We start from the raw sequence: 26,557 nt of genomic DNA, 5'->3' as shown, positions 1-26,557 counted from the left end.
CCCTTCTCTGCGGATGCCCTCACGCTACGCCCGCCCGTGGCCGACCGCGGCTCTGTGACACCCTTCACGGGAGAGGCATAGCCAACGCATACCTTCGTCCCCTACGGTCGTCAGGGCGGCGAGCCGCGCCGCACCCGACCCGAAGGACGACTGTGACCTCGAACACCCCGACCCGCGCCCTGCCCAACCTGCCGCTGATCGGCACCTGGGTCGCCGCCCTCGCCCTGCTCGGCGTCGGCCTCTGGCTGCTCAACACGTCGAACGCGTCGCAGGTCGAGCTGTACACGGCGCAGTCGCAGGATTACGCGGCCTACCTCGGCGCCCAGACGGGCACGACCGTCGGCGGCCTCCTGATCGCGGTCGGCGCGCTCGCCATCGTCATCGCCGCCGCCACGCAGGCGGTCGCCTGGTCGATCGCGCGTCGCGCCTCGCAGTCGGATGCCGCGGCGCCGGTCGAGTTCGACGAGGACGACTCGTTCGACGACGAGCCCGTCGAGGCCGCGGTCGCGCCCGTCGAAGCCGCCGAGGCGCCCTCAGCCGAGGCCGCCGCCGAGGCGCCCGCGGCACCCGCCGAGCCCGCTGCCGAGCAGGCCGAGGTCGCCGAGCCCGGGAAGCCCGAAAGCAAGTAACCCGCCGAGCGTGTTTCAGCCGGCCGGGCGCTCGATCGAGCGCCCGGCCGCTGCATTCCCGGGCCCGTGGGCCTCGTTCTCGAGGCCCCACTCGACGAGCGGCTGCAGCAGTTCGATGAGCCGGAGCCCCGTCGCGCTCGGCGTGTAGGCGATCGTCACCGGGGTCGTCGCCTTCACGTGCCGCTCGATCATGCCCTCGGCCTCGAGCTCGCGCAGGCGCGCCGCGAGCAGGCGGTCGGAGATGCCCGTCACCATCGCCCGGTACTCGGAGAACCGCCGTGCGCCGCGGACGCCGGCGAGCAGGATCGCCCCGTTCCACTTGCGGCCGGCGAACTCGATCGTCGACTGGAACCGGCGGCACGCCTCGTCGTCGATGTGCCCGAGCTCGTCGAGTCGCGCGCGATGCGCGGCGAGCTCGTCGCCGACGGCCGCGCGTCCGGGAATGCCAGGCTGCTTCTCATCGCTTACCACAAGTAAGCAGCTTACCCCTGACGCGCGGCCGAGGCATCCGTGCAGCATGCTGGGGGAGACGTGGAAAGGGACGCGCACGATGCACTACGGCCATGAACTCGAGTTCGGCACCTTCATCACCCCGACGAACGACCCGCCGCAGGCGCCGGTGCGCCTCGCCGAGCTCAGCGAGGCCGCGGGCTACGACCTCGTCACCTTCCAGGACCACCCGTACCAGCCGCGCTTCCACGACACGCAGACGCTCTTGACCTGGGTCGCCGCCCGCACCGAGCGCATCCGCATCGCGGCGAACGTCGCGAACGTGCCGCTGCGCCCGCCCGCCGTGCTCGCCCGCTCAGCAGCCAGCATCGACCTCCTCTCAGAGGGGCGCTTCGAGCTCGCGCTCGGCGCCGGCGGCTTCTGGGACGCGATCGAGGCGATGGGCGGACGCCGGCTCACGCCCGGACAGGCCGTCGACGCGCTCTCCGAGGCGATCGACGTCATCCGCGGCGTCTGGGATCAGGGCGAGCGCGCCCGGTTCCAGCTCGACGGCGACTACTACCGCATCGACGGCGCCAAGCGGGGGCCGGCCCCTGCGCACAACATCCCCATCTGGATCGGCGCGCTGAAGCCCCGCATGCTCCGGCTCATCGGGCGCAAGGGCGACGGCTGGCTGCCCTCGCTCGCCTATCTGAAGGCCGGCGACCTCGCCCTGGCGAACGCCACCATCGACGAAGCGGCGACCGGCGCCGGGCGCGACCCGCGCGAGATCCGCCGCCTCCTCAACGTCGGAGGTCGCTTCTCCGCGGGCGGCCGCGGCGGCATGCTCGACGGCCCCGCCGAGCAGTGGGTCGAGCAGCTGCTGCCCCTCGTCCTCGACGACGGCATCGGCACCTTCATCCTCGCGAGCGACGACCCCGGCACCATCCGCCACTTCGCCGCCGAGGTCGCGCCGGGGCTCCGCGAGGCGGTCGCCCGCGAACTGGGCACGAGCGGCAGCGCACCGGATGCCTCCGCTCCGACTTCGCTCGCCGGCGCCGCCCCGATTCGCAGCACCACGGTGCGGGCGAAGCGTCGCGACGGCATCGACTACGACGCGCTGCCGGCGCCGCTGGCCGCCCGGGCGATCGAGCCGGGCGATGCGGGCTACGCCCGGGTCAAGTCGACCTACCTCCGGGGCGGCGCCCCCGGGCTCGTGATGCAGCCGACGAGCGCGGCCGAGGTCGCCGACGCGGTGCGCTTCGCGGGGAGCCACCCCGAGGTGCCGTTCGGAGTCCGCAGCGGCGGGCACGGCATCAGCGGCCGCTCGACGAACGACGGCGGCATCGTCGTCGACCTCTCGCGGATGAACGGCATGACCGTGCTCGACGAGGCGAGCCGGCGCGTGCGCATCGAGGCCGGCGCCCGCTGGAAGGACGTCGCCGCGTTCCTCGCCCCGCACGGCTGGGCGCTCAGCTCGGGCGACTACGGCGGCGTCGGCGTCGGCGGCCTCGCGACGGCCGGCGGCATCGGCTACCTCGCCCGCGAGCACGGGCTCACCATCGACCACCTGCGCGCCGTCGAGCTGGTGCTGGCCGACGGCCGGGTCGTGCGGGCCGACGCCACGGAGCATCCCGAGCTCTTCTGGGCGGTGCGCGGGGCCGGCGCGAACTTCGGCATCGTCACCGCCTTCGAGTTCGAGGTCGACGAGGTCGGCGTCGTCGGCTTCGCGCAGCTCGCGTTCGACGCGAGCGACCGCGCCGGGTTCCTCGAGGCATGGGGCCGGTGGGTCGTCGAGTCGCCGCGCGACGTGACGAGCTTCCTCATCATGGGCGGGGCACGCCCCGGGCAGCCGCCCGTCGCGAACGTCATGACGATGATCGACTCCGACGACCCCGCCACCGTGCTCGCACGCCTGCAGCCGCTCGCCGACGCCGCCCCGCTCGTCGGGCAGGACGTGCGGCTCACCACCTATGACGCCGTCATGGCGAACGCGGGCGACGAGAGCCACGGCGCCGAGGGCGAGCCGACCTCGCGCTCGGGCCTCATCGGCCCGGTCACCCCCGAGTTCGCGCGTGACGCCGCACGGTACCTCGACGAGGGGGCGAGCTACTTCTTCCAGTTGCGCGCCGTCGGCGGGGCCGTGCACGACGTGCCCGCCGACGCGACCGCCTTCGCGCACCGCGCCTCGGAGTTCTCGGTCGTCGCGTTCGGCAGCTCGGCCATGCGCACGAGCGAGCGGTGGGACGAGCTCATCGCCCCGCACACCGCGGGCGCCTACCTGAGCTTCGAGACGACGCAGGGCGACGCGACCGTCGCCGCGGCGTTCCCGCCGGCGACCCTCGCGCGGCTCCGGGTGCTCAAGGCCGAGGTCGACCCCGTCAACCTGTTCCGCGACAACGCGAACATCGCGCCGGCGGCGCCGGTCGAGTAGCTCGCGCCGCTCGGCTCAGGCCCCCAGCAGGGCGTCGAGGCTCGGGTGCAGGTGCCGGGTGACGAGCACGGATGCCGCGTGGCGGGCCCCCGCCTCGAGCGCCTCGTCGAGCCCCGACCCGGCGAGGGTCGCGTCGAGCACGCCCGCCATGAACGCGTCGCCCGCGCCGTTCGTGTCGCGCACCGTCGTCGGCACGGCCGCGACGTCGTGGCGGGTCATCCGTTCGTCGAGCGCGACGGCGCCGTCGGCGCCGAGCGTGCAGACCACGAGCGAAGCGCCGCCCTGGATGCAGGAGCGCATGAACGGCAGGGGGTCGTCGCCGATGCGGTCGGCGTTCATGAAGATCGCGTCGGCCGCCTCGATGAAGGGGCGGTGGAACTCGCTCTCGCCGTCGTAGTCGTGGAGGTCGGTCCAGATGGGCCGCCCGCTCGCCTTCGCCGCGGGGATGAGGCGACGTGAGAGCTCCGAGAGGTCGAGGACCAGCGCCGAGGCATCCGCCATCGCCTGCCGGAGCTCGAGGTCGAGTTCGGCGTCGCTGCCCTCACCGGGGTCGGTCGGCGTCGAGAGGAACAGCGAGACCCGCTCGCCGGCGCGCGTCATGAGGTTGACGTGGCGCTCGGTGACGCCGCCGTCGGCCGCGATGAGCGCGACCCCCGCCTGCATGAGGAGGCGCTTGACCCGCGCGCCGTCGGCGTCCGCGCCGAAGAGCGCGTGCAGGCGCACCCGCCGCCCGAGGCCCACGAGGCCGAGCGCCTTGCCGGCCGAGGTCGCGCCGACGGTCTCGTACTCCTCGAGCGCGAACTGCATGTGCGGCACCGGCTCGGGCAGGCGGTCGAGCACGACGATGCGGTTCCAGGAGGCCGGGCCCGAGATGAAGACGTGTTCGCTCACCCGCCCCATTCTGGCGGGTCAGGCGGAGATCGGTTCGCGGTGCTCGCGCCGGACGAACTCGCGGACGAACGCCTCGTCGACGTTCACGCCCAGGCCAGGCCCCGTCGGCACCACGAAGTCGCCGTTGGGCTTCACTTCGAGGGGGGTCGTGAGGATCCGGTTCGCGACCGGCAGGGTGAGCGGCTGGTACTCGAAGGCGAGCAGCGACGGCGAACTCGCGGCGACGTGCACCCCGGCGGCCATCGCGATGCCGAAGGCGGCGGAGTGATGCGGCGCCACCTGCGCGTGGAAGGCATCGGCGATGGCCGCGATCGCGAGGCCCTCGGTGATGCCGGTGCGTCCGATGTCGGGCTGGGTGAGGCCGACGGCCCGCCGGGTCAGCCAGTCCGTGAACTCGAATCGGCTGCGCATCGCCTCGCCGACTGCGACGGGCGTCTCGATGGATGCCGCGAGGTCGCGATGGCCTTCGACGTCCTCGGGAGCGAGGGGCGCCTCGAAGAACCAGGCATGGCGCTCGTCGAGTTCGCGCCCGAGCGCCTTCGCCTCGCCGAGGCGGTAGCTCCAGTGCGCGTCGAGCGCGACCTGGAGATCTGGGTGCACGTCGCGCACGGCGTCGTACGTCGCGAGGTCGGTTCGGAGGTCGGTGCCGAGGTGCATCTTGAAGCGGCGCACTCCGGCCTCGACGAGCACCGCGGTCCTCTCGGCGATCTCCGCGTCGTCGGCCCCGCGGACGCCCGACACGTACGTCGGGAGCACCTCGGCGAATCGCCCGCCCGCGAGCTCGGAGACCGAGAGGCCGGTCGCCTTGCCCCAGAGGTCCCACAGGGCGATGTCGACGGCGGCCATCGCGTCGGCCTGATGTCCGGTGAGGTGTCCGCGTTCACGCATCGACTCCGACATCCGGTGCCAGAGCGTGCGCACGCTCCGCGGGTCCTCGCCGAGGATGAGCGGCGTGAGCAGGTGGTCGACGATCGCCGCCGCGACCTCGGGGGCGACGGGTGCGAGACCCTCGCCCCAGCCCACGAGCCCGTCGTCGGTCTCGATCTTCACGATGAGCGTCTCGTAGCCGGGGGAGTAGAGGCTCCGCCACGGCGGCCGGATCATGTAGCCGCGGTGCTCCACGGCGGCCTCGCCTGCGTAGGAGTCCTCTGCATCCTCCTTCGAGATGAAGAGGGGGAAGGTCTGGACGCGCGCGATTCTCACAGGGTCTCCGGTGACTTGAGTGATCGAGAATGCCGTCGACGGATGCCGCGGCGTGGGCTCAGATGGCCGCGAACGCCGTCGCGGAATGGGAGGGGCTGTAGCCGAGGGCGACCGAGATCTCGTCGGCGGCCTCGATCACCTGCAGCGCGAGCTCCTGGTGGGGTGCCTGCAGGTCGAGGACCGACAGCGGCCCGCTCGCCGAGAGGCCGGCGACGATCTCGCCGGCGCGGTCGCGGATGGGCGCGGCGATGCAGGCCCGTCCGAACGCGAGCTCCTCGATCTCGGTCGCGTAGCCGCGGCTGCGGGTCTCCTCGAGGGCCGCCTCCATGACGTCGCGATCGACGATCGTGTGGGGAGTGTATCGCTGGGGCGTCTTCGCGAAGTACTCGTCGACGCGGTCGGCGCTCATGCCCGACAGCAGCGCCTTGCCGAGGCCGGTGGCGTGCAGGGGGGCAGTGCGACCCGCCATCGCGAACGACTTGGGAGCGAGCGCACCCTCGAAGTTGCAGAGGTAGGTGAAGGTGAAGCCGCTGAGCTCGGCGACGTTGACGCCGATGCCGAGTCGATGGGCGAGATTCTGGGCGATCTGGCGCGAGGCGCGGAAGATCGGCGAGCCGTTGATCGCGATGGTGCCGAGCGCGACGGCGGCGGGGCCGAGGCGGTAGAGGCCCGTCCGATCGTCCTGGACGACGAACTTCATGCGATCGAGCGCCGACATCATGCGCGAGACCGTCGACTGGCCGAGCCCGGTGAGCGCGCAGAGCTCGGACACGCGGAGCTCGCCGGCCTCCTCGGTGAAGCACGCGAGCAGGGACATAGCCCGTTCGACGGTCTGTGTGCCGCCCACCGATTCCGCTGCCATCGGGACTCCTTCTCCATGCTGTGCCGCGTCGCGAGTGCCCGCTCGGGCTGCGCCGTTGCCGTCAGTGTAGTGAGCGGAATCGGCGGAGGCAATCCAAATATGGGTGAGTCATGCATTCTGTGGATTTCACATCCGCATTGTGGTTTACTGGCCGCACGTCAGCGTTGACGACTGTGACGACGACGCACAGGGGCCCTGAGACAGGGTCGCCACCTCTCGGGAAGTGAACGCAATGCAGCAAGCCATCCTCGAACGGCCCGCGACACGCGAGACGACCGAGCCGCGATCCGGGCGGCGCACGACACTCGGTGCGAAGGACCGCACCTTCGGATTCATGATCGCACTCCCCGCGGTCCTGCTCTTCCTCGTGATCGCGATCTACCCGCTCGTCTCGAGCATCGGCACGAGCCTCTACGACCAGTCGCTGCTGCGCCCCGAGCGCACCTTCGTCGGCTTCGACAACTACACGGCGATCTTCGGCGAGTTCGTCGCCCGCCTCGGCACGACGCTCACCTTCGCGACGCTCGCGACGATCTTCCCCGTGCTCCTCGGCGTGGCGCTCGCCGTGCTCCTCAACGCACGCATCCGCGGCCGCAACATCCTGCGCGGCACGCTCATGCTGCCGTGGCTCCTGCCCGGCGTCGTCGTCTCGTTCCTCTGGGCATGGATCTTCAACGACAGCTACGGCGTGCTGAACCACCTGCTGACCATGGTCGGCCTCCCCGAGGTGAGCCTGCTCGGCAATCCCACGGGAGCCATGGCGGCCGTCGTCATCGCGAAGACGTGGCACTCGTTCCCCTGGATCATGGTCGTCGCGCTCTCGGTGCTGCAGACCCTGCCGAGCGAGCAGCTCGAGGCCGCGACGATCGACGGCGCCACGCGCTCGCAGCGCTTCCGTTACATCTCGCTGCCGCACATCGTCGGCCCGGTCGCCCTTGTCGCGACGCTCGAGTTCATCTACAACTTCGGCAACTTCGACACGATCTTCGTGATGACGGGCGGCGGGCCCGGGGACTCGACCACGACGCTCGCCGTCAGCCTCTATCAACTCGCGTTCGGCAGCTACGAGCTCGGCAAGGCCTCCGCAATGGGCGTGCTCTGGCTGATCCTGCTCGCGATCATCTCGAGCGCGTACCTGCTGCTCAACCGACGTCTGGAGAAGCGATGAGTCACGGCCGCGACATCGGAGAGGCGATCGTTCGCCCGAGGCTGTCGATCCCGGGGCGCATCGGGCTGGTGCTCCTCGCCCTCTTCGGGCTGCTGCCGGTCTACTGGCTGACGTCCACGGCGTTCATGAAGAAGGAGGCCGTCTTCGCACTCGACCGGCCGCTCTTCCCGGTCGACCCGACCCTCGAGAACTTCATCGGGTTCTTCCAGAACGACGCCCTGCTGCAGAACCTCAAGAACAGCTTCATCGTCTCGACCGGCACCGCCGTGCTCGCCGTGCTCGTCGGGGCCTTCATGGCCTACTCGCTCTCGAAGTTCCGCTACTCGGGGCGCAACGCGATCATGTTCATGTTCCTCATCGGACAGCTCATCCCCGGGGCGCTGTTGCTCATCTCGCTCTACCTGATGCTGAGCTCGGTGAACCTGCTCTACACCTACACGGCGCTCATCATCTCGTTCACGACGTTCACGCTGCCGCTGACGGTGTTCCTCCTGAAGGGCATCATCGACGGCCTGCCCGACGACATCCTCGAGGCGGCGAAGGTCGACGGCCTCTCGCGCGTCGCGACGATGTTCAAGATCGTCGCGCCGCTCATCGTGCCGGGCCTCATCACGGCGGCGATGTTCGCCTTCATGCGCGGCTGGAGCGACCTGCTCTTCGCGCTCACGCTCGCGGGCCCCGACAAGCAGACGCTGCCGGCCGGCCTCACCCAGGCGTTCATCCGCGACGGCACGGCCGATTGGCCCGCGCTCATGGCGGCATCCCTCATCACCTCGCTGCCGCTCGCCATCATCTTCATCCTGCTCCAGCGCTACTTCGTCTCCGGCCTCGCGTCGGGGGCGGTCAAGGGCTAGCGAAGATCCACCGAACCGATTCGACCCACACCACGACGAAGGAGCATCCCCAATGAACCTCTCGACCACGCAGCTCAGCCGCCGCGCCTTCCTCGGCGGCGGAACGGCGCTCGCCGCGTTCGGCGCGCTCGCCCTCGCCGGCTGCGCCACCCCTGCCGCGCCCGGAGCCACTGCCGGCGCGAACGCCGCGACGAAGGCCAAGACCATCAACTTCTACGGCAACTCGCTCGGCGAAGAGGCGCTGAAGCCCGCGTGGGAGGCGGTGCTCAAGGACTTCTCCGCTGCTGAGGGCGTCACGGTCTCGCCCGTCACCTACCCCTACGACCAGGCGGCGACCCAGCTCGCCCTCACCGGTCGCTCGGGCAAGCTCCTGGGCGTCGGCCAGTCGGGCGGATGGCAGGTGCTCACGCCGATGAACGTGCTCGCCGACCTCACCGACCTCGCCAAGGGGCTCGGCATCCCCCAGGGCGTGCTCGATGCGTACACGATGGACGGCAAGCTCCTCGTGATGCCGCTCACGGCCGCCGGCATCGGCATCATCACGAACGGCGAGATCGCCAAGAGCGTCGGCATCGAGTCGGGCATGACGATCGAGCAGTTCGCGACCGCGCTCGAGAAGATCAAATCGCAGGACTCCTCGCTGATCCCCTACGCGGCGGTCACGAAGAACCCCGACCTGAAGGATGCCACCCACTGGATGTGGGGCTTCGGCAGCCCGGTCGTCACCGACGACTTCGAGTGCACGATCGGCGACAAGGAGAGCGTGAAGGCGATCACCTGGTACAAGTCGCTGCAGGACGAGGGCCTGACCCAGGCCAACGTCGCCCGCAGCGACGCGCGCATCCTCTTCGCGAGCGGGCGCGCCGCCCTCTACGACGACGCCCCGCTCGCCTCCACGTTCGTGAAGACGAACGGTGCCGCGCAGAACATCATCGACAACATCGGCGCGATCTCGCGGCCCACCGCCGGCGGGAAGGAGTCGTACAACCGCGCGTGGGGCAGCGGCCTGTTCGCGAGCGCCGGCGAAGGCGAGCTCACGAGCCGCGACTTCATCACCTACGCGGCCACGAACGTCGAGGCCGCGACGGCCTTCTACAAGCAGTCGGCCGTCGCACCGGCCGCCAAGTCGGTCGCCGACCAGATCCCCGAGCTGGCCGCCGACGAGTTCCAGACGGCGTTCCGCACCGAGGTCTCCGAGCACGCACGCGGTGCCGCGTGGGATCGCGTGCCCGTGACCGCGCAGATCGACACCGCGATCGGCGCCGGGGTCGCGAACATCCTCGCCGGCCAGGTCGACGTGCAGTCCGGCCTCAACTCCCTGAAGAAGGAAGTGCAGGACCTGCTCGACGCGAACTCGTGAGGCCGTGAATGCCGGCGGCCTGCGGAGGGACCCGCGGGCCGCCGGCGTTCGGCGCGCCCGGAGGCGATCGGTTCGAGACGGATGCCTCGGCGCCCGCCGTCCGCTCAGCTCAGGCGGTCGTCGGGGAGGGCGAAGAAGTCGGCGGCATCGAGTCGCGCCGATCGCTCCGAGGCGGCGGCGATGGGTCCGTCGAGGTGCCCGTTCGCCCGGACGGTGAGTCGCCTCGGGCCCGTGAGCGCGTGGTAGACCGCGAACTGTCCGCGCGGGTCGACGGCGGGGTCGAGCACCGCAGCGGCCACATGGACGGGGATGCGGATGCGCCGCGCCGCTACCGCCGCATCGAAGTAGCCGAGCACGTCGCGCACCTCGGGGTGCCCGTGGAGGTGCCGGCGCACGGCCTCGCCGCTGCCCGTGCACGGGCGAGTGAGGCGGATCGCGTGGTGCCCGAAGCTCGGGACGTCGAACGAGGCGCGTCGGAAGCGTGCGTCCCACGGCAGGGCCATCGCCCCGATGCCGCCGCCGAAGCTCCCTCCGCTGAAGTCGAGGGCCCCGGCGGACGCGGGCGCGGCGTCGAGCAGCACGGTCGCAGCGCGCCAGACGTCGGCCGCGGCGAAGCGGTGCGAGTAGGTGTCGCGGTGGGCGATCCCGGCGAGCACGTGCTCGTCGGGGAGCGCCGGGAATCTACTGGAGGTGTTCGGCGGGGTGCCCGGCGCGGCCGGGAAGATCGCGGCCGTGTCCGCGGGCACCTGATCGAGGTCGGGGGCGGTGCGGCCGCCGTAGCCGTGCCCAATCACGAGGCCGCGGCGCACGTCGCCGGCGGTGCGGGGCACCACGAGGAACGCGACGGCCTGCTCGGCTGCGGACGAGGCGAACCGGATCTGGGTCACGTCATGCGTCTCGGAGCCGACGAGCTGCCGTGCGGGCTCCCACTCGACGCGGCCGGTGCCGAACTCGTCGAACGTGGTCTGCCAGAACCCGTCGAAGTCCTCCGGCTCCTCCGGCGGTTCGGGGGCCGTCAGCAGTGCGGTCAGCGAGTATTCGGTCAGTTCTTTGGGCCGGCTCTGGGTCACCGCGTGTTCCTCTCAGGGCGAGTGCACGGTCGACGCTACCGCCGCCGTTGGCTGCATGGCCATTGACACTTTCGCATAACGCATGCATCATTTGCATCATGGATTCAAGGATGAGCCCAGCGGCCGATGACGACGCAACAGCCGAGGAGGGATCACGGGTCCACGACGACTCGGGGTTGTGGAGCCGGCGCTCCGCGCTCCGACTGCTGCTCGTCGCGGGCGTGCTGCCCGCGGTCTTCGGCGACCATCCCGAGGCGGCCGCCGCGGATCCCGGGTTCAGCAGCACGAACGGGGCGTACGCCGACGCCCTGCGCCGGCTGGACAAGCCGAACCTGTCGCTGACCCGCATCGCGTGCCTGACCGGGCCCCGACATCGGATGACGTTCTTCCAGGCGAAGTGGGACGGCGGAGAGACCGTCGTCCGCGATCTCGAGATCAAGCACGACGGCCGGTGGCTGTCGCTGACCGACCCCGAGCATCGCTTCGACGAGCAGTGGGTCGTGCTGGCCGGGACACTGCCCTCGGGCAGCGCACCCGAGCTGTACGGGCCGCTGCAGCCGAGCTGGCTCGGCTTCACCTCGTTCCGAATCCTCGGCCCGAAGGCAATCGAGCTCCGGACCAGCACCGACGATGTGGAGCTCGTCGTCAACTGGCGGCTCGACGGCGACCAGCCCGAGGCGCACTACGTTCTGACGGCGAAGACGGCCGGCGACTACCTCGTCGGCTACCAGAGCCAGGACGCACGGGAGCTCGACGACCTCGACGAGGTGCTCTGCGGGTCGTACCAGCACGCGCTCTCGGTGCTCGACGGCTCGGCTCCGCTCGGTGCATGGGAGCTGTTCGCGCCGATGGCACTCACCCAGTACGACGTCGCCGACGTCGCCGTCACCTCGGGGGTCTACCTCCCCGCCGAGGTGGCCGAGTTCGTGCACGAGCGCCAGCTGATGTCCGATCGGCAGCCGTACGGGATGAGCCTGCGCAACGACAGCCTCGACGTCGTGCCGAGCATCTACGCGCCGCAGCCGGGCCTGCGAACGGCGATGACAGCGGGTGAGCGGCGCGGCTTCGCCTTCGGCCTCGCGGCACGCGCCGGCACCCTGTACGAGACGTATACCGCCCTATGCCGGGGCGAATACGGCCTGAAGGCCTACCGGCAGAACGTCTACGACCGGTCATTGACCGACGCCGTGCACGCGATCACGGAACTGATCGCCGTCGAGCCCGACGGCGACGACTCGGTCGATTACATCCCGTCCTACTCCGGGTGGTGGAACCGAGCCAAGGGGTTCGCGGACGTCGAGAACGAGGACGCCGTCCGGGCTGCGGCCAGCGGCGTGCTGCTCTCGGCGCACTACCTGACCGGCACCGCGGACGGGACCCTCTACGAGCGCCGGGCGCGACCGGCGCTCGAGTTCCAGCTGTCGCGCAAGGGGATCGGGCACTCGCCGGTCATCGGCGGCTCGGTCTACAACGACAAGACGCAGTACCGGATCGGCCGGATCCCGACCGATGCCGTGAACCTGGCGGCGCTCTCGCAACTGACCCACGGTCGCAACGCGGGCATCCAGCGCCTGGCGGTGCAGGCCACCAAAGCGGGCGTCGTCGGGCAGAGCCGGGCGCCCTTCGCCACCGCCCTGGCCACCTATCAGGTGACCGGAGACCCGGCCTACCTGGCCGAGGCGACGCTCATCGGCAAGCGGTACGTGCAGGAGGAGATCCTCACGCCGTATCGCGGCAACGGGCAGCCGCCGGGCGGTTTCGCCTACAGCTTCTCCAAGTACTGGGTCGACCTGCTGGTGCTGTTCGAGCTGACGGGGGAGACCGAGTTCCTCGACGGGGCGCATCGGGAGGCGCAGAGATTCATCACCCAGACCGCGGTCAGGCCGGTGCCGGACCAGACCGTGACCGTGCCCGAGGGTCACGTGGTCGTGCAGCAGTACGACTGGGAGACGCGATCGTCCCTGCCGTCCTACCCGACCACCGAGGTCGCGACCGAGACCGTGCCCGCGTGGGTCGTGTCGCCGACCGGGCTGACGTTCGAGGCGCTGTCGTCGTTCAAGCTCGGCGTGAGCTCGTTGACCGATCCCGGCGGCGGATACGTCTTCAACCCGTGCTGGGCCGGTGCGCTGCTGCGCCTGGCGCACCACGCCGGCGATCCGCTGCTGGCCGACGTCGCGCACAACATGGTGATCGGCCGGTTCACCACCTATCCCGGCTACTACAGCCGGCAGTTCCAGGTGGCGCAGATGAAGCCCGACTTCGCCACGAGCGGCCCCGTCGGCATCACCGGGTACTACTTCCACCACGCGCCCGCCCAGCTCGGCCTCGCGATGGACTACCTGATCAGCGAGAGCTTCTACCGGAGCTCGGGCAAGATCGACTTCCCGCATGCGTTCGAGGCCGACTTCGCCTACTTCAAGTACTTCGCCTACGGACACGCCCCCGGCAGATTCTTCGGCGAGGACGGCGTCTGGCCGTACTTCCCGGCCGGCCTGATCTCCCTCGACAACCCGCTGATCAACTGGATCGCCGGAGTGGGCGACGACTCGCTGTACGTCAGCCTCACCAACTCCTCGGCCGACGCGCAATTCGTCGTCGTCGACCTGGCCGGTGACCTCACCGGGCTCTCGGCGGCCGATTCGCCGGAGGTCGAGGTGGTGGCCGCCGACGGCGCCCGCTCCTCCACGACCGCCGCGGGCGGGCGCATCAAGGTCCGCGTGCCCGGGCACGGGCTCGTCGCACTGGTCGTGAGGGGCGTGACGGTCGAGCGGCCGGCGCTGCCGTTCGACGACGTCGTCGACCACGGCCCCGACAGCTTCCACGAGGTCGACACCGACCCCGCGACCGACTACGGCCTCGCCCGTGGCGTGCTGCTCGTGCGACCCGGCCGACCCGGCTACGACGCCTACGTGCAGATCGACACGGAGCAGCCGGCCACCCTCGGCTACCGGATCGGTGACGGGCCAGTGCAGCAGGCGGCGCCGAAGGGCTACCCCTACGAGTGGACGATTCCGGTCGACTCGTCGGCCGAGGCGTTCAGCTACACGATCACGGTCGGTTCGACGACCACCGACGAGGTCACGCTGCGTGTGCCGGGCCGCATCGGCGGCGCCGAGTCCGGCGTGACCGGCGACGTGGTCGCCCAGGCCACGAGCACGGCGGGCGACCGGGTGCCGCTCGTCATCGAGGTGCGGAACGCCACCGACGAGCCGTTCGCCGGAGAGGTCGCCCTGACCCTCCCCGACGGCTGGCAGCTCGACGGCGGCGCGCCGCCCGTCTCGGTCCCCGCGCAGGGCGTGGCCAGGGTCGAGTCGGCGGCGATCACCCCTGCGGCCGCCGCGCTCGGGGAGGTCAGCATCGAGGCATCCGTGTCGGCTGCCGACGACGAGCCGGTGGAGCTGAGGCCGGCCGCGATCGAGGTGATCGACCGCCGCCGGCTGGTGTCGCTGACCAGCGACACGGCGATCGTCAGCGGTCCGGGCGCGACGGCGCGACTGACCGCCCTGGTGATCAACACCGGCGTCACGCCGCTGCGGGCCACGTTGGCGCTCTTCGGCGTGACCGGGTGGAGCGTCGGGCAGAAGGAGGTCGTGGTCGAGGTGCCGCCGCGCTCCGACCTGACCCACACGTGGACGGCCACGGCCGGAGCGGCCGTGGTGCCGGGCTCGACGAGCCGGTTCGAGGCGCGGCTCGACGGCACGCTCCGCAAGGGCGTGCTGGTGCGGGTCGCCGACGAGGGGGTCATCGCCCACACCCAGTCGCCGTGGCCCGGGTATCTCGAGACCGGGTTGTGGTTCCCGAGCGGACTGACGGGTTGGAACGGCACCCGGACGCGCTACAGCGACACCGACTCGGTCGGCAGCACGGTGACCTGGCAGGTCGACCTGCCCGAGGCGGGCGAGTACCGGGTCTCCGTCTGGTACCCCACGAACCCGGCGACCACGACCTCGGCCGCCTACGTCGTCGAGCATCAGGCAGGCAGCACCGAGGTCGTCGTGAATCAGCTCGAGGGGGCCGCAGCCTGGCGCCCGCTCGGCACCTTCCGGTACGCCGCGGGCGCGGTGGGGGTCGTGCGCCTCGAAGTGCGCAATCCTGCCATCCACCGCGTCAGCGCGGCGCAGTTCGTCCGCGTCGGGAGCTGAGGAGCCGGCGGGCGCCCGCTTGCCGGCCGAGTGCGTCGAGCGCTCCGCCGGCGAGTGGACGGCCGGGCGTCAGCGGAGATTCAGCCGCTCGGCCGAGTTGCCGAGCCAGCGGTCGCGCAGCGCCGGCTTCAGCCAGGCGGCGGGGGACGAGATCGACAGGCCCCCGTCGACTGGGATCGTGGTCCCGGTGACGAACGAGGCGGCCGGGGAGCCGAGGAAGGCCACGACGGCGGCGACCTCCTCGGGTCGGCCGATCCGGCCGAGCGGGTAGCCCTCGCTCTCGCCGGTGTCGGCCGCCGAGATGCTCCCGGGCGCCACGGCGTTCACGCGGATCCCGCGCGGGCCGTACTCGAGCGCGAGCTGCCGGACGAGGCCCTCGACGCCGGCCTTCGCCGCCGCGTAGGCCGGCACTCCCGGAGCGGCGAGCGATGCGTTCACCGAGGTGACCGCGACGATCGACGAGCCGGGCGCGAGCCGCGGCAGTGCGGCGCGAGACACGAAGAACGCCGAGTCGAGCGTCGCCCCGAGGGCGCCGCGCCAGTCCTCGTCGCTCGTCGCGTCGGCGCGGTCGATCGGCATCCGGGCGGCGGCGAGCACGACGACGTCGAGCCGGCCGAGCAGCTCTGCGGCATCGGCGACCGCCCGGTCCGCGGCATCCGCACGACTGCAGTCGGCGGTGAGGTACCGCTCGAAGGCGGGGTCGTCGGATGCCTCGAGCCCCACTCCGACGACGGCGTCGCCCTGTTCGGCGAAGGCGCGGGCGATCGCGAGCCCGATCTCGGAGGTGCCGCCGATCAGCAGCACGCCGCGACGGGTCACACGCGCACCGCGGTCGGCAGCGGCGGGAGCTCGAGCTCGTCGATCACCAGGTCGACGGCGGCCCTGCTGCCGGCGTCGAGGCGGGCGGCCGGGTAGCGCACGGTGGCGTGGTCGATGATGCCGCGCGCCACGAGCACCTCCTTGTGCACCGCCCACGCGATGCCGCCCTGCAGACCCACCAGCACGAGAGGGAGCATACGGCGGAACCCGGCGCGCGCCTCGTCGACGCGCCCCGTGATGAACTGCTCGAGCACCGGGGCGAGTAGGTCGGCGAACTCGCAGGCCGGCATCGTGCCGACCGCGCCGCGCGCGTACTCCTCGAGGCAGAACTGCGCATTCTGCCCGCCGAGCACCGCGAAGTCCGCGTCGCTGATCGCGTCGACGACGGCACCGACCTTCGGCGCCGTCGGCGGAGCCTCGACCTTCACCGAGTCGACGCCGTCGAGGCGGGCGAGTTCGGCGATGAGCGACGGCGGCATCGCGACCCCGGTCACGCCCGGGGCATCCTGCACCATCACGGAGAGGGTCGTGGCCGCGGCCACCTCGCCGTAGAAGTCGATGAGGCTCGCAGCCGGCGGCTTCACCATGAACGGCGGCAGCACCATCAGCGCCTCGGCCCCGCCGTCCTGAGCCATGAGCGACTGCTCGATCGAGGTCGCCGTCGAGGTGCCGTTGACGCCGGCGATGACGGGCACGCGGCCGTCGATGACCTCGACGACATCGGCGAGGATGATGCGCCGCTCGTCGGTCGTGAGCGCGAAGCCCTCGCTCGCCATGCCGAAGACGGCCACGCCGTCGACGCCGGACGCGAGCTGGAATTCGACCAGTCGTCGCAGGCTCGCGCGGTCGAGTGCGCCGGATTCGTCGAACGGGGTGGCAAGAATCGGCATCAAGCCATGGAGCGTCGGGGCCATCGGCCAGTTCCTCACTTCAGCGTCGTTGCTTCTGCCAGTCTTCGCAACTGACATTCATATTGTGAGATAGCCTGCCACATATCGGGTACCGCCACCACTGAAGGATGACACGGATGTCGAGTTCCACGCCCTCACGGACCGTCGAGATCATCTCCGACGAGCTATACGTCCAGGCCGAGTCGCCCCGCTGGGACGGTCGCGACGGCGGCCTCGCCTGGATCGACATGGCGACGGGGTCCTTCCACCGCGGTCGCCTCGACGGGGGCAGGGTGGTGCCCGGGGCCGTCGTGCGCGTCGGCGCCCGGATCGGGGCGCCAGTGCCGCTCGCGGCGCCCGGAGCCGGATGGGCGGTGGCCGTCGACCGCGGCGTCGTCCACGTGGGCGAGGACGGCGCCGTCTCGCCGATCGCCGCCGACATCGCGTCGGGCGACGACTACATGAACGACGGGGGCTGCGACCCTGCAGGCCGCTTCTGGGTCGGCAGCCAGTCGATGCCCCGACGGCCGCACTGCGCGCTGTGGAGCATCGATACTGAGGGCGCGGCCACCGAACGCCTCGACGGCGTGACGGTCTCGAACGGGCTCGCCTTCGATCGCACCGGGGAGACGCTCTACTACATCGACACGCTCCCGCACCGGAGCATCGAGGCCTTCGACGTCGCACCCGACGGCCGGCTCGGCAATCGGCGCACGGTGTGCCGGGTCGAGGGTGGCAACCCCGACGGCCTCGCGATCGACCTCGAGGGCATGCTCTGGGTGGCGGTCTGGGATGCCGCCGAGGTGCGCCGCTACTCGCCGAGCGGCGTGCTGCTCGAGACGATCGCGCTTCCTGCGAAGCGGCCCACGGCCGTCGCGCTCGTCGACCGGCTGCTGGTGATCACGACGGCGAGCGTGGGCCTCGCTCGGCCGACCCCCGCGGACGGGGCGCTCCTGGGCGTCGAGGTCGAGGTCGGCGGGGCGCCGGCCCTCCCGTGGAAAGGAGCGCCGCCGACGATCAGCGCCCGATCGCCGCACGACGCGGCTTCGATACGCTGAACTCTCCGCCGAGCGAAGGATGCCACGTGCCACGACTTGATGCGCCGATCGACGAGCTGCGCGACTACCGCCCCGCGGTGGCCGAGCCGGCCGACTTCGATGCGTTCTGGGCGGCGACGATCGCCGAGTCGCGCGCACTGGCCCGCCCGCCGCGGCTCGAACGCGTGGCATCGCCCCTCACGGCGGTCGAGGTGTACGACATCGAGTTCAGCGGCTTCGCGGGCGACCCGGTGCACGGGTGGTTCCTCGTGCCGGCGGGCACCGAGGGGCCGCTGCCCGCGGTGGTCGAGTACCTCGGCTACGGCGGCGGGCGGGGCCTGCCGCACGAGCGGCTCGGGTGGGCGGCATCCGGCTACGCCTACCTGCTCATGGACACCCGCGGGCAGGGATCGGTGTGGGGCACCGGCGGCGCGACGCCCGACCCCCACGGCACCGGCTCGTCGGCGCCCGGGTTCATGACGCGGGGCATCGACGACCCCGCCGCGTACTACTACCGGCGCGTGTTCACCGACGCGGTGCTCGCGATCGACGCCGTGCGCAGCCTCGACCGCGTCGACGCCGCGCGCGTCGCCGTCGCGGGTGCGAGCCAGGGCGGCGGGATCTCGATCGCCGCGGCCGCGCTCGCCGAGGGGCTCGTCGGGGCGATGCCCGACGTCCCGTTCCTCTGCCATTTCGAGCGGGCGGTCGGCCTCACCGATCGCGACCCGTACCAGGAGATCGTGCGGTACCTCGCCGTGCACCGCGGGGCATCCGAGCGCGTGTTCGAGACGCTCTCGTACTTCGACGGCGCGAACTTCGCGAAGCGCGCCCGGGTGCCGGCGCTGTTCTCGGTCGCCCTCATGGACCCGGTATGCCCGCCGTCGACGGTGTATGCCGCGCGCAACCACTGGGGCGCCGACGCCGAGATCGTCGAGTACCCGTTCAACGAGCACGAGGGCGGCCAGGGCGAGCAGTGGCAGCGCCAGGCGGCGTGGCTGGCGACGACGCTCGCTGGCTGAGGTCCGCGACGCGGCATCCGGGGCACCCCTGATTCGGTGCGCCGGTGCGAGGAGTACACCCGAAGCTGAGTGAACCTCAGTGAAAGGGGTGCATCATGTCGTTGCGCATCGGCGGCGTCGAGCTGTTCATGGGGCCCAGCTCGATCGGCGGACCCGACGATCTCGACCTCGCGATCCGCGAGTTCATCGCGGGGGCGAAGCACAGCCTCGCGATCGCGGTGCAGGAGATCGACTCCCGGCCCATCGCCCAGGCCATCCTCGACGCGAAGCAGCGGGGCCTCCGGGTGCGGGTCATCCTCGAGGGCGACTACCTCACCGAGGAGAAGGCGCTCGCCGACCCGTGGAACAGCCTCGGCGCCCACGAGGAGAACCGCACCATCCACGGGGCACTGCTGAAGGCGAAGGTCGACGTCATCAGCGACCTGAACCCCAAGATCTTCCACCAGAAGTTCATCGTGCGGGACTCGGGCAAGACCAAGGCCGCCGTCCTCACGGGATCGACGAACTTCACCCACACCGACACCGGCACGAACGCGACGTCGGGCCGGGGGAGCGGCCAGAACCTCAACCACGTCGTCGTGCTGCACGGGCAGCGCGCCGCGACCGAGTACCTGCGCGAGTTCGAGCGGATGCGGTCGGGCACCTTCGGCGAGCTCCACGAGCGCGTCGAGCCGAAGCCGAAGGAGTTCGGCCTGCCCGACGTGCGCGTGAAGCCGCTCTTCGCACCGCGCCACGGGCCCGAGATGGAGATCATGAAGCAGATGTTGAAGGCCCGCGAGTCGATCGACTTCGCGATGTTCACCTTCGCGCAGTCGTCGGGGATCGACGACACCATGATCCGCCTGCGCCCGCTCGTGCAGCGGATCCGCGGCGTGCTCGATCGCGACCAGGGTGCGGCGAAATGGGCGGCGACGAGCGACCTCGGCCACGGCGACGTCGAGCTGTACGCCAACAAGCGCGGCACCGGCGTACGCAAGCTCCACCACAAGCTCATGGTCATCGACGAGCGCCTGCTCATCGTCGGCAGCTTCAACTACACCGAGCCCGCGAACACGATCAACGACGAGAACATCATCGTCATCGGCGACCTCGAGGAGCAGGACGCCGCGGCGGAGGCCGCCCAGCGCCAGTTCGCCGCGTACGCGCTCACCGAGATCGAGCGCATCATCGACGAGCTCGCGACGCCGATCACCGTGCCCTGATCGGCCGAGCGCATCGAGTCGAGGATGCCCCGGGCGCGCCCGGGCGTACCCGGGCGCACGCGTGCTCAGGAAGCCCCGAGACCGTCCCGGAACCCGTCGCGCCAGCTCGCGTATCGAGGCTGCCAGCCCAGCTCGGCCTTCGCCTTCGCGTTCGACGAGCCCCGCGCGGTCGTCATCCACGAGACGCCGAACTCGCCGATGAGCGTGCGTGCGACCCAGGCCGGGACGCGCATCGGCGGCTTCGCGCCCACGGCACGGGAGAGCACGGGCAACCACTCGGCGACCTCGGCGGGCTCGTCGTCGACGATGTTGTACACGCCGGCCGACCCCCTGTCGACGGCCGCGATGGTCGCCGCCGCCGCGTCGTCGATGTGGCAGAACGACCAGACGCCCGCTCCGTCGCCGACGATCGGCACCTGCCGCTTGCGGACCGACTCGAGCATCTCGCCGCCCTCGCCCAGCGACTGCCCGGGGCCGTAGAAGTTGCCGAATCGCAGGGCGAGTCCGCCCGCCGCGACGGTCGCCCGCTCGGCGTGGGCGATCGCGGCGAGGGTGTTGCGCGCCGCCGGCACCGGGTTCGGGTCGAGCTCGTCGGCCTCGGTCTTCACCCGCGTGCCGGCGTGCTCGTTGGCCCAGCCCGTGTAGCTCTGCACGACGATGCGGCCCGTACCGGCCTCCTGGGCGGCGGCGATGAGCGCGTCGGTGCCCCGGGTGCGCATCGCATTGGTGACGGCGAAGGTCTCGTCGAAGCGCTTGAAGTCGAACCTGCCCGACAGCGAGGTGAGCTGGTGCACGAGCACCTCGGGCCGCGCGTCGAGCACTGCACGGCGGATCGACGCGTCATCGGTGCCGTCCATGGCCACGGCTCGGCCGCCGGCCGCGCGGATGCGGTCGAGGCCCGCGTCGCCGCGGGCGGTGCCCGTGACCTCGTGCCCGGCCGCGACGAGCATGGGGACGAGTCGCGAACCGACGGCGCCAGAACCACCTGCGATGAAGATCTTCATGATGTGTCCTCTCTCTCACCCCCTCCGACGAACGACCCCGCTGAGATGTGACCGCCGCGCGGAAGCGCGGTGTGCCAGTCTGGGGCGATGGTCGATCTCGTCGTCGAGACGCCGCGCCTGCGGCCCCTCATGTTCTCGATCGCGTACCGCATGCTCGGCAGCGTGAGCGAGGCGGAGGACGTGGTGCAGGCGGGCCTCCTGCGCATGCACGAACGGGTTCGGGGCGGCGAGGTCATCGACCGCCCCGACGCCTTCGCGTCGACCGTGGCGACGAGGCTGTCGATCGACGTGCTGCGCTCGGCCCGTCGCACGCGCGAGGTCTACGTGGGGCCCTGGCTGCCCGAGCCGCTGCTCGCCGACGATGCCGATCCCGCTCATCGCATCGAGTTCGACGAGACCCTCTCGGTCGGCGTGCTCACGATGCTCGAGCGGCTCGGTCCGGTCGAGCGCGCCGTGTTCGTGCTGCACGAGGCGCTCGGATTCGACTACGGCGAGATCGGCGGGATCGTCGAACGCGACCCGGCGGCGTGCCGCCAGATCATGCATCGGGCGCGCCGGCGGCTCGCCGCCGACGGTGCGAGATTCGAGGTGGATGCCTCGGAGGCGGCCCGGCTCGCGAGCGAGTTCCTCGAGGCGCTGCGCGAGGGCGACGTCGACGGCGTCGTCAGGCTGCTCGCCACCGATGTCGTGATGACCGCCGACGGCGGCGGCAAGGCGCCCGCGATCCAGCACCCGATGTCGGGCGACGTCGCCGTCGCGAGGTTCCTCGTCGGGCTCATGCGTCGCGGCGATGCGCTCGGCGTCGAGGTCGAGGAGGCGGTCGCGAACGGGGAGCGGACGCTGCTCTTCCGCGGTCGCGACGGCGCCGTGCTCTCGGTGCTCACGCTGCACGTCGACGGCGGCGTCGTGCGCTCGCTCACGAACCAGCTGAACCCCGACAAGCTCGGGCACCTCGGGCCGGTCGGCGACCTCTTCGCACTCCTGCGCGACGGGGCCGCCGGCGCGGCGGAGCCGGCGGGGGAGCCCCCGACCGCCTGAGCCGCTCGGGAGCGCGCCGCCGGGAGGCGAGCGGTCGCGTGTGATGGGATGGCCACGTGGATCCCACGACGGCGACGAACACCGGACTCACCGCGGCCGAGGTCGCCGCGCGGGCGGCCCGGGGCGAGACGAACGCGTTCGAGAGCCCCACGAGCCGCAGCGTGTGGAGCATCGTGCGCGCGAACGTGTTCACGCTCTTCAACGGGATCATCCTCGCCTGCTTCCTCGTGCTGCTGCTGATCGGCCGCTGGCAGGACGCGCTGTTCGGGTTCAGCGCGCTCGCGAACACGATCATCGGCTCGGTGCAGGAGTTCCGCGCGAAGCGCGCGCTCGACCGGCTCGCGCTGCTGCACGCGCCGCATGCACGGGTCCTGCGCGACGGCGCGGAGCAGGAGGTCGCCCTCGCCGAGGTGGTGCTCGGCGACCTGCTCGTGCTGCGCGCCGGCGACCAGGTCGCCGCCGACGCGCAGGTCGAGGCATCCGAGCGCCTGCAGCTCGACGAATCGATGCTCACGGGCGAGTCGGACCCGGTCGACAAGGGCGTCGGCGATGCCGTGCTGTCGGGGTCGATCGTGATCGGCGGCGGCGGCACCGCGGTCGTCGACAAGGTCGGTGCCGACTCGTTCGCCAACACGCTCTCGAGCGAGGCCAAGCAGTTCTCGCTCGTCGCATCCGAGCTGCGCAGCTCGATCAACCGGGTGCTCGGCTGGGTCGCCTGGATCATCGGCCCGGTGAGCCTGCTCGTGCTGAACGCGCAGATGGTGTCGCGCGGCGGGTGGGCCGAGGCGATCGAGAGCGGGGCCTGGCAGGACGCGGCGGTCGCGGCCATCGCGGCGATCGTCGCGATGATCCCGCTCGGCCTCGTGCTCATGACGAGCATCGCCTTCGCCGTCGGCGCCGTGAAGCTCGCGAACCGCAAGGTGCTCGTGCAGGAGCTCGCGGCCGTCGAGGGGCTCGCCCGGGTCGACCTCATCTGCCTCGACAAGACCGGCACCCTGACCGAGGGCGACATCGTGTTCGACGCCGCGCACCCGCTCTCCGTCGCCCCGCCCGCGGCGTGGGAGGACGTGCTCGCCTGGTACGGTGCCGAACCCGAGGCGAACGCGACGGCGCGCTGCCTCGTCGAGCCCTACCCCGTGCAGCGCGTGCTCGATCCCGAGGCGCGGATCGCGTTCTCCTCGGCGCGCAAGTGGAGCGCGGTCGGGTTCCCCGGCGCCGGCACCTGGGTGCTGGGCGGGCCCGAGATGGTCTTCGCGGCGCCTGACGCCCTGCGGTCGCCCGAGGCTTCCGACGCGGATGCCGCGTCGCACGCCGAGCTCCGCCGACGCGCCGCCGAGCTCGCCGCGAGCGGTCGCCGCACCCTCGTGCTCGCGCACAGCCCCGAGGAGCTCACGCCCGAACGGGCGGAGGCCGAGCGCCTGCCCGGCGCGCTCACGCCGGTGACCCTCCTGACGTTCCGCGAGAGCGTGCGATCCGATGCGGCGGAGACCCTCGAGTTCTTCGCCGAGCAGGGGGTCGCGGTGCGCATCATCTCGGGCGACAACCCGCAGACCGTCGCCGCGATCGCGCGCGAGGTCGGCGTCGAGGCCGCCGAGGGGTTCGACGCCCGCGAGCTCCCGACCGACCCCGACGAGCTCGGCGAGGTGCTCGAGACGCACCTCGTGTTCGGCCGGGTCACGCCGTCGCAGAAGAAGGAGATCGTCACCGCGCTGCAGCAGCGCGGCCACACGGTCGCCATGACCGGCGACGGCGTGAACGACGCGCTCGCCATCAAGCAGGCCGACATCGGCATCGCGATGGACTCGGGGTCGGCCGCGACGAAGGCGGTGGCCCGGATCATCCTGCTCGACGGGCGGTTCTCGCGGCTGCCGGGCGTCGTCGCCGAGGGGCGGCAGGTCATCGCGAACATCGAGCGCATCTCCATGCTGTTCCTCACGAAGACGGCGTACGCGACGGGGCTCGCGGTGATCTTCGGCGTGATGCTCCTCGAGTTCCCGTTCCTGCCGCGCCAGCTCTCGGTCACCGACGGGCTCACGATCGGCATCCCCGCCTTCTTCCTCGCACTGATGCCGAACCGGCAGCGCTACCGGCCGGGGTTCCTGCGCCGCTCGCTGAGCTTCGCGATCCCGGCGGGCATCGTCATCGCGCTCGTGCTCGCGCTGTACAGCCGGATGGCCCTCGATGCGGGTATATCGCAGGCCGAGCTGCGCTCGGGGTCGACCCTCATCCTCGGCATCGTGGGGCTGTGGGTGCTCATCGTGCTCTCGCGACCGATCGACGGCCTGAAGATCGTCATCATCGGCGCGATGATGGTCGGCCTCGTGCTGATCTACGCGATCCCGATCGTGGCCGACTTCCTGGAGTTCGTCGACCTGTCGCTGACCACCGCGCTGCTCGTGATCGGGGCGTCGGCGCTCGCGATCGCCGGCATCGAGGTCGTCCGCTTCGTGCATCGCCGCACGGCGGCGTGACGCGGCGTCCCGGGTGCGAGGCGGCCCGGTGCGAGGCGGCCCGTCGTCAGGCGGGCGGCGGTGACGCGCGCCGCGCGTGACGGAAGAACGCCGCACCGCGCCCGGCCCACATCGCGAGGATGACGAGGGCGGCCACCGCCCCGCCGATCGCGAACGTCCACAGCGACGAGGCGTCGGTGGGGTGGAGCGCCAGGTCGATCGCGGAGACGACCACCGAGAGCGACACGAGCGCCGTCACGAAGATCCGCGCCGAGTTGCGGCCGCGCGTGAGGCCCGAGCCCATCGCGATCGTCAGGAGCCCGATGAGGATCATCAGCGTGCCCCACAGCGTGATGGCGAAGGCGTCGCCCGAGCGGCGGATCTCGTCGTCGTAGCGCAGCAGGATCAGCACGAGGCCGGCCAGGATGTCGAGGATGCCCGAGATGTAGGCGAGCACCACGATGGCGATCATCCGCTTCGGCATGCGCGGTCGTCGAACCGGCTCGCTCATCTCGCCTCCCCCCGCGCCGGCGACGGCGCTCGGGTACAGCCTACGAGCGCGAGCCGTGATCACTGCATGCTGTCGAGGATCCCCACCAGCTGCTCGAACGTGGTCATCGGGTTGACGATCGCGAATCGCGTGTTCGGCCGGCCGGCGTGGGAGCTCGGCGTCACGAACGCGCGCTGCTCGTCGAGGAGCTTCGCCGACCAGCGCTCGTAGTCGTCCATCGTCCACCCCTCGCGTTCGAAGACGACGATCGAGAGCTGCGGGTCGCGCACGAGCTTCAGCTCGGGACGGGTGCGGATCTCGTCGGCGATGCGTTGGGCGAGTTCGAGCGAGTTCGTGATCGCGTCGCGGTAGGCGGCCGCGCCGTACGTCGCGAGCGAGAACCAGAACGGCAGCCCGCGGGGGCGGCGGGTGAGCTGCACGGCGTAGTCCGACGGGCTCCACTCGGGTTTGCCGGTGAGGGTGTCGAGGTACTCGGCGTGCTGGGTGTGCGCGCGGCGCCCGATCTCGGGGTCGCGGTAGATGAGCGCGCACGCGTCGAAGGGGGCGAAGAGCCACTTGTGCGGGTCGACGATGACCGAGTCGGCGCGCTCGACGCCCGCGTAGCGCTCGCGGGCGAGCGGCGAGAGCATGCCGGTCAGGCCGTAGGCGCCGTCGATGTGCAGCCAGAAGTCGAACACGTCCTTCAACGCTGCGATGGAGGCGACGTCGTCGACGATGCCGAAGTTCGTCGAGCCGGTGGTCGCGATGACCGCGAAGACGTCGTCGCCGTGCTCCTCGAGCGCGGCGCGCACGGCGTCGCCGCGGAGCATCCCGTCGTCGCCCGCGGGCACGAGCACCACGTCGACGTCCATGACCTTCGCGGCCGACTTGTTCGAGGAGTGCGCCTCGGTCGAGCAGACGAGCTTCCAGCGAGCGGGCATGGGCTCGCCTGCGGCGGTGCGCTTCTCGCGGGCGACCTCGCGCGCGGCGACGAGCGCGGAGAGGTTGCCGATGGTGCCGCCCTGCACGAAGACGCCGCCGGCACCGGTCGGCAGGCCGAACTCGTTCGCGAGCCAGGTGAGCACCTCGTTCTCGGCGTGCACCGCGCCCGAGCCCTCCATCCAGCTGCCGCCGTAGAGGCTCGACGCCGAGACGACGAGGTCGAACGCCATGGCGGCCTTCGTCGGGGCCGCGGGGATGAACGAGAGGTACTGCGGGTGGTCGATCGTGATGCACGCGGGCGCGAGCACGTGCTCGAAGATCGAGAGCGCGCGGGTCGCCCCGATGCCGCGCTCGTCGATCGTGCGGCCCGCGAGGCGGGTGAGCTCGGCCTCGGTCTCGGGCTTGTCGAGCGGGGTGTCGGTCGAGAGCAGGCGGCGGCGCGAGTAGTCGAGCACGAGGTCGACGATGGCCTCGGTCTCGCCGGTGACGGCGTGCATGCGGGTCGGGCCCTGGGATGCCTCGGGCCGGCGACGCCCGAGGGCGGCGTCGTTCTCGGATGCGAGTTCGTGGTCGATGGTCACTGGAGTCTCCGGCGGGTGCGTCAGGTTGGTGGCGACACAAGTG

At 71.4% G+C, this 26,557-nt stretch carries 21 protein-coding genes; 11 read left to right on the top strand and 10 right to left on the bottom strand.

All coding sequences use genetic code 11. The annotated features are described in order from the left end of the window. Nucleotides 1–152 precede the first annotated feature (152 nt). Nucleotides 153–629: a hypothetical protein gene (locus ACFVAJ_RS07225; protein WP_376942618.1), complete on the top strand. Its 477-nt coding sequence runs from the start codon at nucleotides 153–155 to the stop codon at nucleotides 627–629. A 15-nt stretch (nucleotides 630–644) separates the two neighbouring features. Here ACFVAJ_RS07225 and ACFVAJ_RS07220 read toward each other — a convergent pair whose 3' ends face one another. After that, the gene (locus tag ACFVAJ_RS07220) at nucleotides 645–1,100 is read right to left on the bottom strand and encodes a winged helix-turn-helix transcriptional regulator (protein ID WP_376942616.1); all 456 of its coding nucleotides are present in this window, start codon (nucleotides 1,098–1,100) and stop codon (nucleotides 645–647) included. Between the two features lie 79 nt (nucleotides 1,101–1,179). Here ACFVAJ_RS07220 and ACFVAJ_RS07215 point away from each other — a divergent pair, with 79 nt between their 5' ends. Next, entirely contained in the window at nucleotides 1,180–3,492 is a 2,313-nt protein-coding gene (locus ACFVAJ_RS07215; protein ID WP_376942614.1) for an LLM class flavin-dependent oxidoreductase, read from the top strand. A 15-nt stretch (nucleotides 3,493–3,507) separates the two neighbouring features. Here the strand turns inward: ACFVAJ_RS07215 and ACFVAJ_RS07210 are convergent, their stop codons facing one another. From ACFVAJ_RS07210 to ACFVAJ_RS07200, 3 genes are read right to left on the bottom strand one after another with little or no spacing between them, the layout of a single operon-like run. Next, a complete protein-coding gene (locus tag ACFVAJ_RS07210) occupies nucleotides 3,508–4,383 on the bottom strand; it encodes a carbohydrate kinase family protein (RefSeq protein ID WP_376942612.1) in 876 nt (291 codons plus the stop codon). Nucleotides 4,384–4,401: 18 nt separating this feature from the next. Next, on the bottom strand, nucleotides 4,402–5,586 hold the full coding sequence (locus tag ACFVAJ_RS07205) for a mandelate racemase/muconate lactonizing enzyme family protein (RefSeq protein ID WP_376942610.1): 1,185 nt from the start codon (nucleotides 5,584–5,586) through the stop codon (nucleotides 4,402–4,404). Nucleotides 5,587–5,644: 58 nt separating this feature from the next. Further along, nucleotides 5,645–6,448, bottom strand: coding sequence for an IclR family transcriptional regulator (locus ACFVAJ_RS07200; protein ID WP_376942608.1), 804 nt, complete (start codon nucleotides 6,446–6,448; stop codon nucleotides 5,645–5,647). A gap of 232 nt (nucleotides 6,449–6,680) precedes the next feature. Between ACFVAJ_RS07200 and ACFVAJ_RS07195 the strand changes: the two genes are divergently transcribed. Genes ACFVAJ_RS07195 through ACFVAJ_RS07185 form a run of 3 tightly spaced genes read left to right on the top strand, consistent with a single transcriptional unit; the run spans nucleotide 6,681 to nucleotide 9,830 of the window. Further along, nucleotides 6,681–7,616 (top strand): carbohydrate ABC transporter permease, encoded by a 936-nt coding sequence (locus ACFVAJ_RS07195; protein WP_376942606.1) that lies wholly within the window; start codon nucleotides 6,681–6,683, stop codon nucleotides 7,614–7,616. Continuing rightward, nucleotides 7,613–8,470: a carbohydrate ABC transporter permease gene (locus ACFVAJ_RS07190; RefSeq protein ID WP_376942604.1), complete on the top strand. Its 858-nt coding sequence runs from the start codon at nucleotides 7,613–7,615 to the stop codon at nucleotides 8,468–8,470. The genes ACFVAJ_RS07195 and ACFVAJ_RS07190 overlap by 4 nt, the downstream gene beginning before the upstream one ends. Before the next feature lie 52 nt (nucleotides 8,471–8,522). Next, nucleotides 8,523–9,830 (top strand): extracellular solute-binding protein, encoded by a 1,308-nt coding sequence (locus tag ACFVAJ_RS07185; RefSeq protein WP_376942602.1) that lies wholly within the window; start codon nucleotides 8,523–8,525, stop codon nucleotides 9,828–9,830. A 104-nt stretch (nucleotides 9,831–9,934) separates the two neighbouring features. Here ACFVAJ_RS07185 and ACFVAJ_RS07180 read toward each other — a convergent pair whose 3' ends face one another. Continuing rightward, complete coding sequence (locus ACFVAJ_RS07180) at nucleotides 9,935–10,900, bottom strand: acetylxylan esterase (RefSeq protein ID WP_376942600.1); 966 nt, start codon at nucleotides 10,898–10,900, stop codon at nucleotides 9,935–9,937. 110 nt (nucleotides 10,901–11,010) lie between these two features. Here ACFVAJ_RS07180 and ACFVAJ_RS07175 point away from each other — a divergent pair, with 110 nt between their 5' ends. Further along, nucleotides 11,011–15,042: a hypothetical protein gene (locus tag ACFVAJ_RS07175; RefSeq protein WP_376942599.1), complete on the top strand. Its 4,032-nt coding sequence runs from the start codon at nucleotides 11,011–11,013 to the stop codon at nucleotides 15,040–15,042. 69 nt (nucleotides 15,043–15,111) lie between these two features. On the opposite strand, the gene ACFVAJ_RS07170 is transcribed toward ACFVAJ_RS07175, so the two are convergent. Both ACFVAJ_RS07170 and ACFVAJ_RS07165 read right to left on the bottom strand, forming a co-directional pair. Further along, nucleotides 15,112–15,861 (bottom strand): SDR family NAD(P)-dependent oxidoreductase, encoded by a 750-nt coding sequence (locus ACFVAJ_RS07170; protein ID WP_376942597.1) that lies wholly within the window; start codon nucleotides 15,859–15,861, stop codon nucleotides 15,112–15,114. Further along, nucleotides 15,858–16,751 carry a dihydrodipicolinate synthase family protein gene (locus tag ACFVAJ_RS07165; protein ID WP_376942595.1) on the bottom strand — a complete coding sequence of 298 codons (894 nt, stop codon included), beginning with the start codon at nucleotides 16,749–16,751 and terminating at the stop codon, nucleotides 15,858–15,860. The genes ACFVAJ_RS07170 and ACFVAJ_RS07165 overlap by 4 nt, the downstream gene beginning before the upstream one ends. A 137-nt stretch (nucleotides 16,752–16,888) precedes the next feature. Here ACFVAJ_RS07165 and ACFVAJ_RS07160 point away from each other — a divergent pair, with 137 nt between their 5' ends. From ACFVAJ_RS07160 to ACFVAJ_RS07150, 3 genes are all read left to right on the top strand, one after another. Further along, on the top strand, nucleotides 16,889–17,809 hold the full coding sequence (locus ACFVAJ_RS07160) for an SMP-30/gluconolactonase/LRE family protein (protein WP_376942593.1): 921 nt from the start codon (nucleotides 16,889–16,891) through the stop codon (nucleotides 17,807–17,809). Between the two features lie 26 nt (nucleotides 17,810–17,835). Then, on the top strand, nucleotides 17,836–18,807 hold the full coding sequence (locus ACFVAJ_RS07155; protein ID WP_376942591.1) for an acetylxylan esterase: 972 nt from the start codon (nucleotides 17,836–17,838) through the stop codon (nucleotides 18,805–18,807). A 95-nt stretch (nucleotides 18,808–18,902) separates the two neighbouring features. Beyond that, a complete protein-coding gene (locus ACFVAJ_RS07150) occupies nucleotides 18,903–20,009 on the top strand; it encodes a phosphatidylserine/phosphatidylglycerophosphate/cardiolipin synthase family protein (RefSeq protein WP_376942589.1) in 1,107 nt (368 codons plus the stop codon). Between the two features lie 65 nt (nucleotides 20,010–20,074). Here ACFVAJ_RS07150 and ACFVAJ_RS07145 read toward each other — a convergent pair whose 3' ends face one another. Then, complete coding sequence (locus tag ACFVAJ_RS07145; protein ID WP_376942587.1) at nucleotides 20,075–21,013, bottom strand: NAD-dependent epimerase/dehydratase family protein; 939 nt, start codon at nucleotides 21,011–21,013, stop codon at nucleotides 20,075–20,077. 87 nt (nucleotides 21,014–21,100) lie between these two features. Between ACFVAJ_RS07145 and sigJ the strand changes: the two genes are divergently transcribed. Together sigJ and ACFVAJ_RS07135 are read left to right on the top strand one after the other, a co-directional pair. After that, nucleotides 21,101–22,051, top strand: a complete 951-nt coding sequence (sigJ, locus tag ACFVAJ_RS07140) for an RNA polymerase sigma factor SigJ (RefSeq protein WP_376942585.1) — start codon at nucleotides 21,101–21,103, stop codon at nucleotides 22,049–22,051. A gap of 56 nt (nucleotides 22,052–22,107) precedes the next feature. After that, the gene (locus tag ACFVAJ_RS07135; RefSeq protein ID WP_376942583.1) at nucleotides 22,108–24,522 is read left to right on the top strand and encodes an HAD-IC family P-type ATPase; all 2,415 of its coding nucleotides are present in this window, start codon (nucleotides 22,108–22,110) and stop codon (nucleotides 24,520–24,522) included. Nucleotides 24,523–24,568: 46 nt separating this feature from the next. On the opposite strand, the gene ACFVAJ_RS07130 is transcribed toward ACFVAJ_RS07135, so the two are convergent. Together ACFVAJ_RS07130 and ACFVAJ_RS07125 are read right to left on the bottom strand one after the other, a co-directional pair. After that, complete coding sequence (locus ACFVAJ_RS07130; RefSeq protein WP_376942582.1) at nucleotides 24,569–25,012, bottom strand: hypothetical protein; 444 nt, start codon at nucleotides 25,010–25,012, stop codon at nucleotides 24,569–24,571. Between the two features lie 59 nt (nucleotides 25,013–25,071). Continuing rightward, a complete protein-coding gene (locus tag ACFVAJ_RS07125; protein ID WP_376944590.1) occupies nucleotides 25,072–26,430 on the bottom strand; it encodes a pyridoxal phosphate-dependent decarboxylase family protein in 1,359 nt (452 codons plus the stop codon). Between the last annotated feature and the right edge of the window lie 127 nt (nucleotides 26,431–26,557).

Source organism: Agromyces sp. NPDC057679 (assembly GCF_042799635.1).
Classification (GTDB): Bacteria; Actinomycetota; Actinomycetes; order Actinomycetales; family Microbacteriaceae; genus Agromyces.
Note: the sequence above shows the minus strand (reverse complement) of the source record. Positions and strands in the feature narration are given on the sequence as shown.

What these genes read in the sequence shown, in the direction of transcription:
- ACFVAJ_RS07215 (WP_376942614.1), top strand. Translation starts at nt 1,180, where the DNA reads ATGCACTACGGCCATGAACTCGAGTTCGGCACCTTCATCACCCCGACG.
- ACFVAJ_RS07200 (WP_376942608.1), bottom strand. Translation starts at nt 6,448, where the DNA reads ATGGCAGCGGAATCGGTGGGCGGCACACAGACCGTCGAACGGGCTATG.
- ACFVAJ_RS07195 (WP_376942606.1), top strand. Translation starts at nt 6,681, where the DNA reads ATGCAGCAAGCCATCCTCGAACGGCCCGCGACACGCGAGACGACCGAG.
- ACFVAJ_RS07190 (WP_376942604.1), top strand. Translation starts at nt 7,613, where the DNA reads ATGAGTCACGGCCGCGACATCGGAGAGGCGATCGTTCGCCCGAGGCTG.
- ACFVAJ_RS07185 (WP_376942602.1), top strand. Translation starts at nt 8,523, where the DNA reads ATGAACCTCTCGACCACGCAGCTCAGCCGCCGCGCCTTCCTCGGCGGC.
- ACFVAJ_RS07175 (WP_376942599.1), top strand. Translation starts at nt 11,011, where the DNA reads ATGAGCCCAGCGGCCGATGACGACGCAACAGCCGAGGAGGGATCACGG.
- ACFVAJ_RS07165 (WP_376942595.1), bottom strand. Translation starts at nt 16,751, where the DNA reads ATGCCGATTCTTGCCACCCCGTTCGACGAATCCGGCGCACTCGACCGC.
- ACFVAJ_RS07160 (WP_376942593.1), top strand. Translation starts at nt 16,889, where the DNA reads ATGTCGAGTTCCACGCCCTCACGGACCGTCGAGATCATCTCCGACGAG.
- ACFVAJ_RS07150 (WP_376942589.1), top strand. Translation starts at nt 18,903, where the DNA reads ATGTCGTTGCGCATCGGCGGCGTCGAGCTGTTCATGGGGCCCAGCTCG.
- ACFVAJ_RS07145 (WP_376942587.1), bottom strand. Translation starts at nt 21,013, where the DNA reads ATGAAGATCTTCATCGCAGGTGGTTCTGGCGCCGTCGGTTCGCGACTC.
- sigJ (WP_376942585.1), top strand. Translation starts at nt 21,101, where the DNA reads ATGGTCGATCTCGTCGTCGAGACGCCGCGCCTGCGGCCCCTCATGTTC.
- ACFVAJ_RS07130 (WP_376942582.1), bottom strand. Translation starts at nt 25,012, where the DNA reads ATGAGCGAGCCGGTTCGACGACCGCGCATGCCGAAGCGGATGATCGCC.
- ACFVAJ_RS07125 (WP_376944590.1), bottom strand. Translation starts at nt 26,430, where the DNA reads ATGCACGCCGTCACCGGCGAGACCGAGGCCATCGTCGACCTCGTGCTC.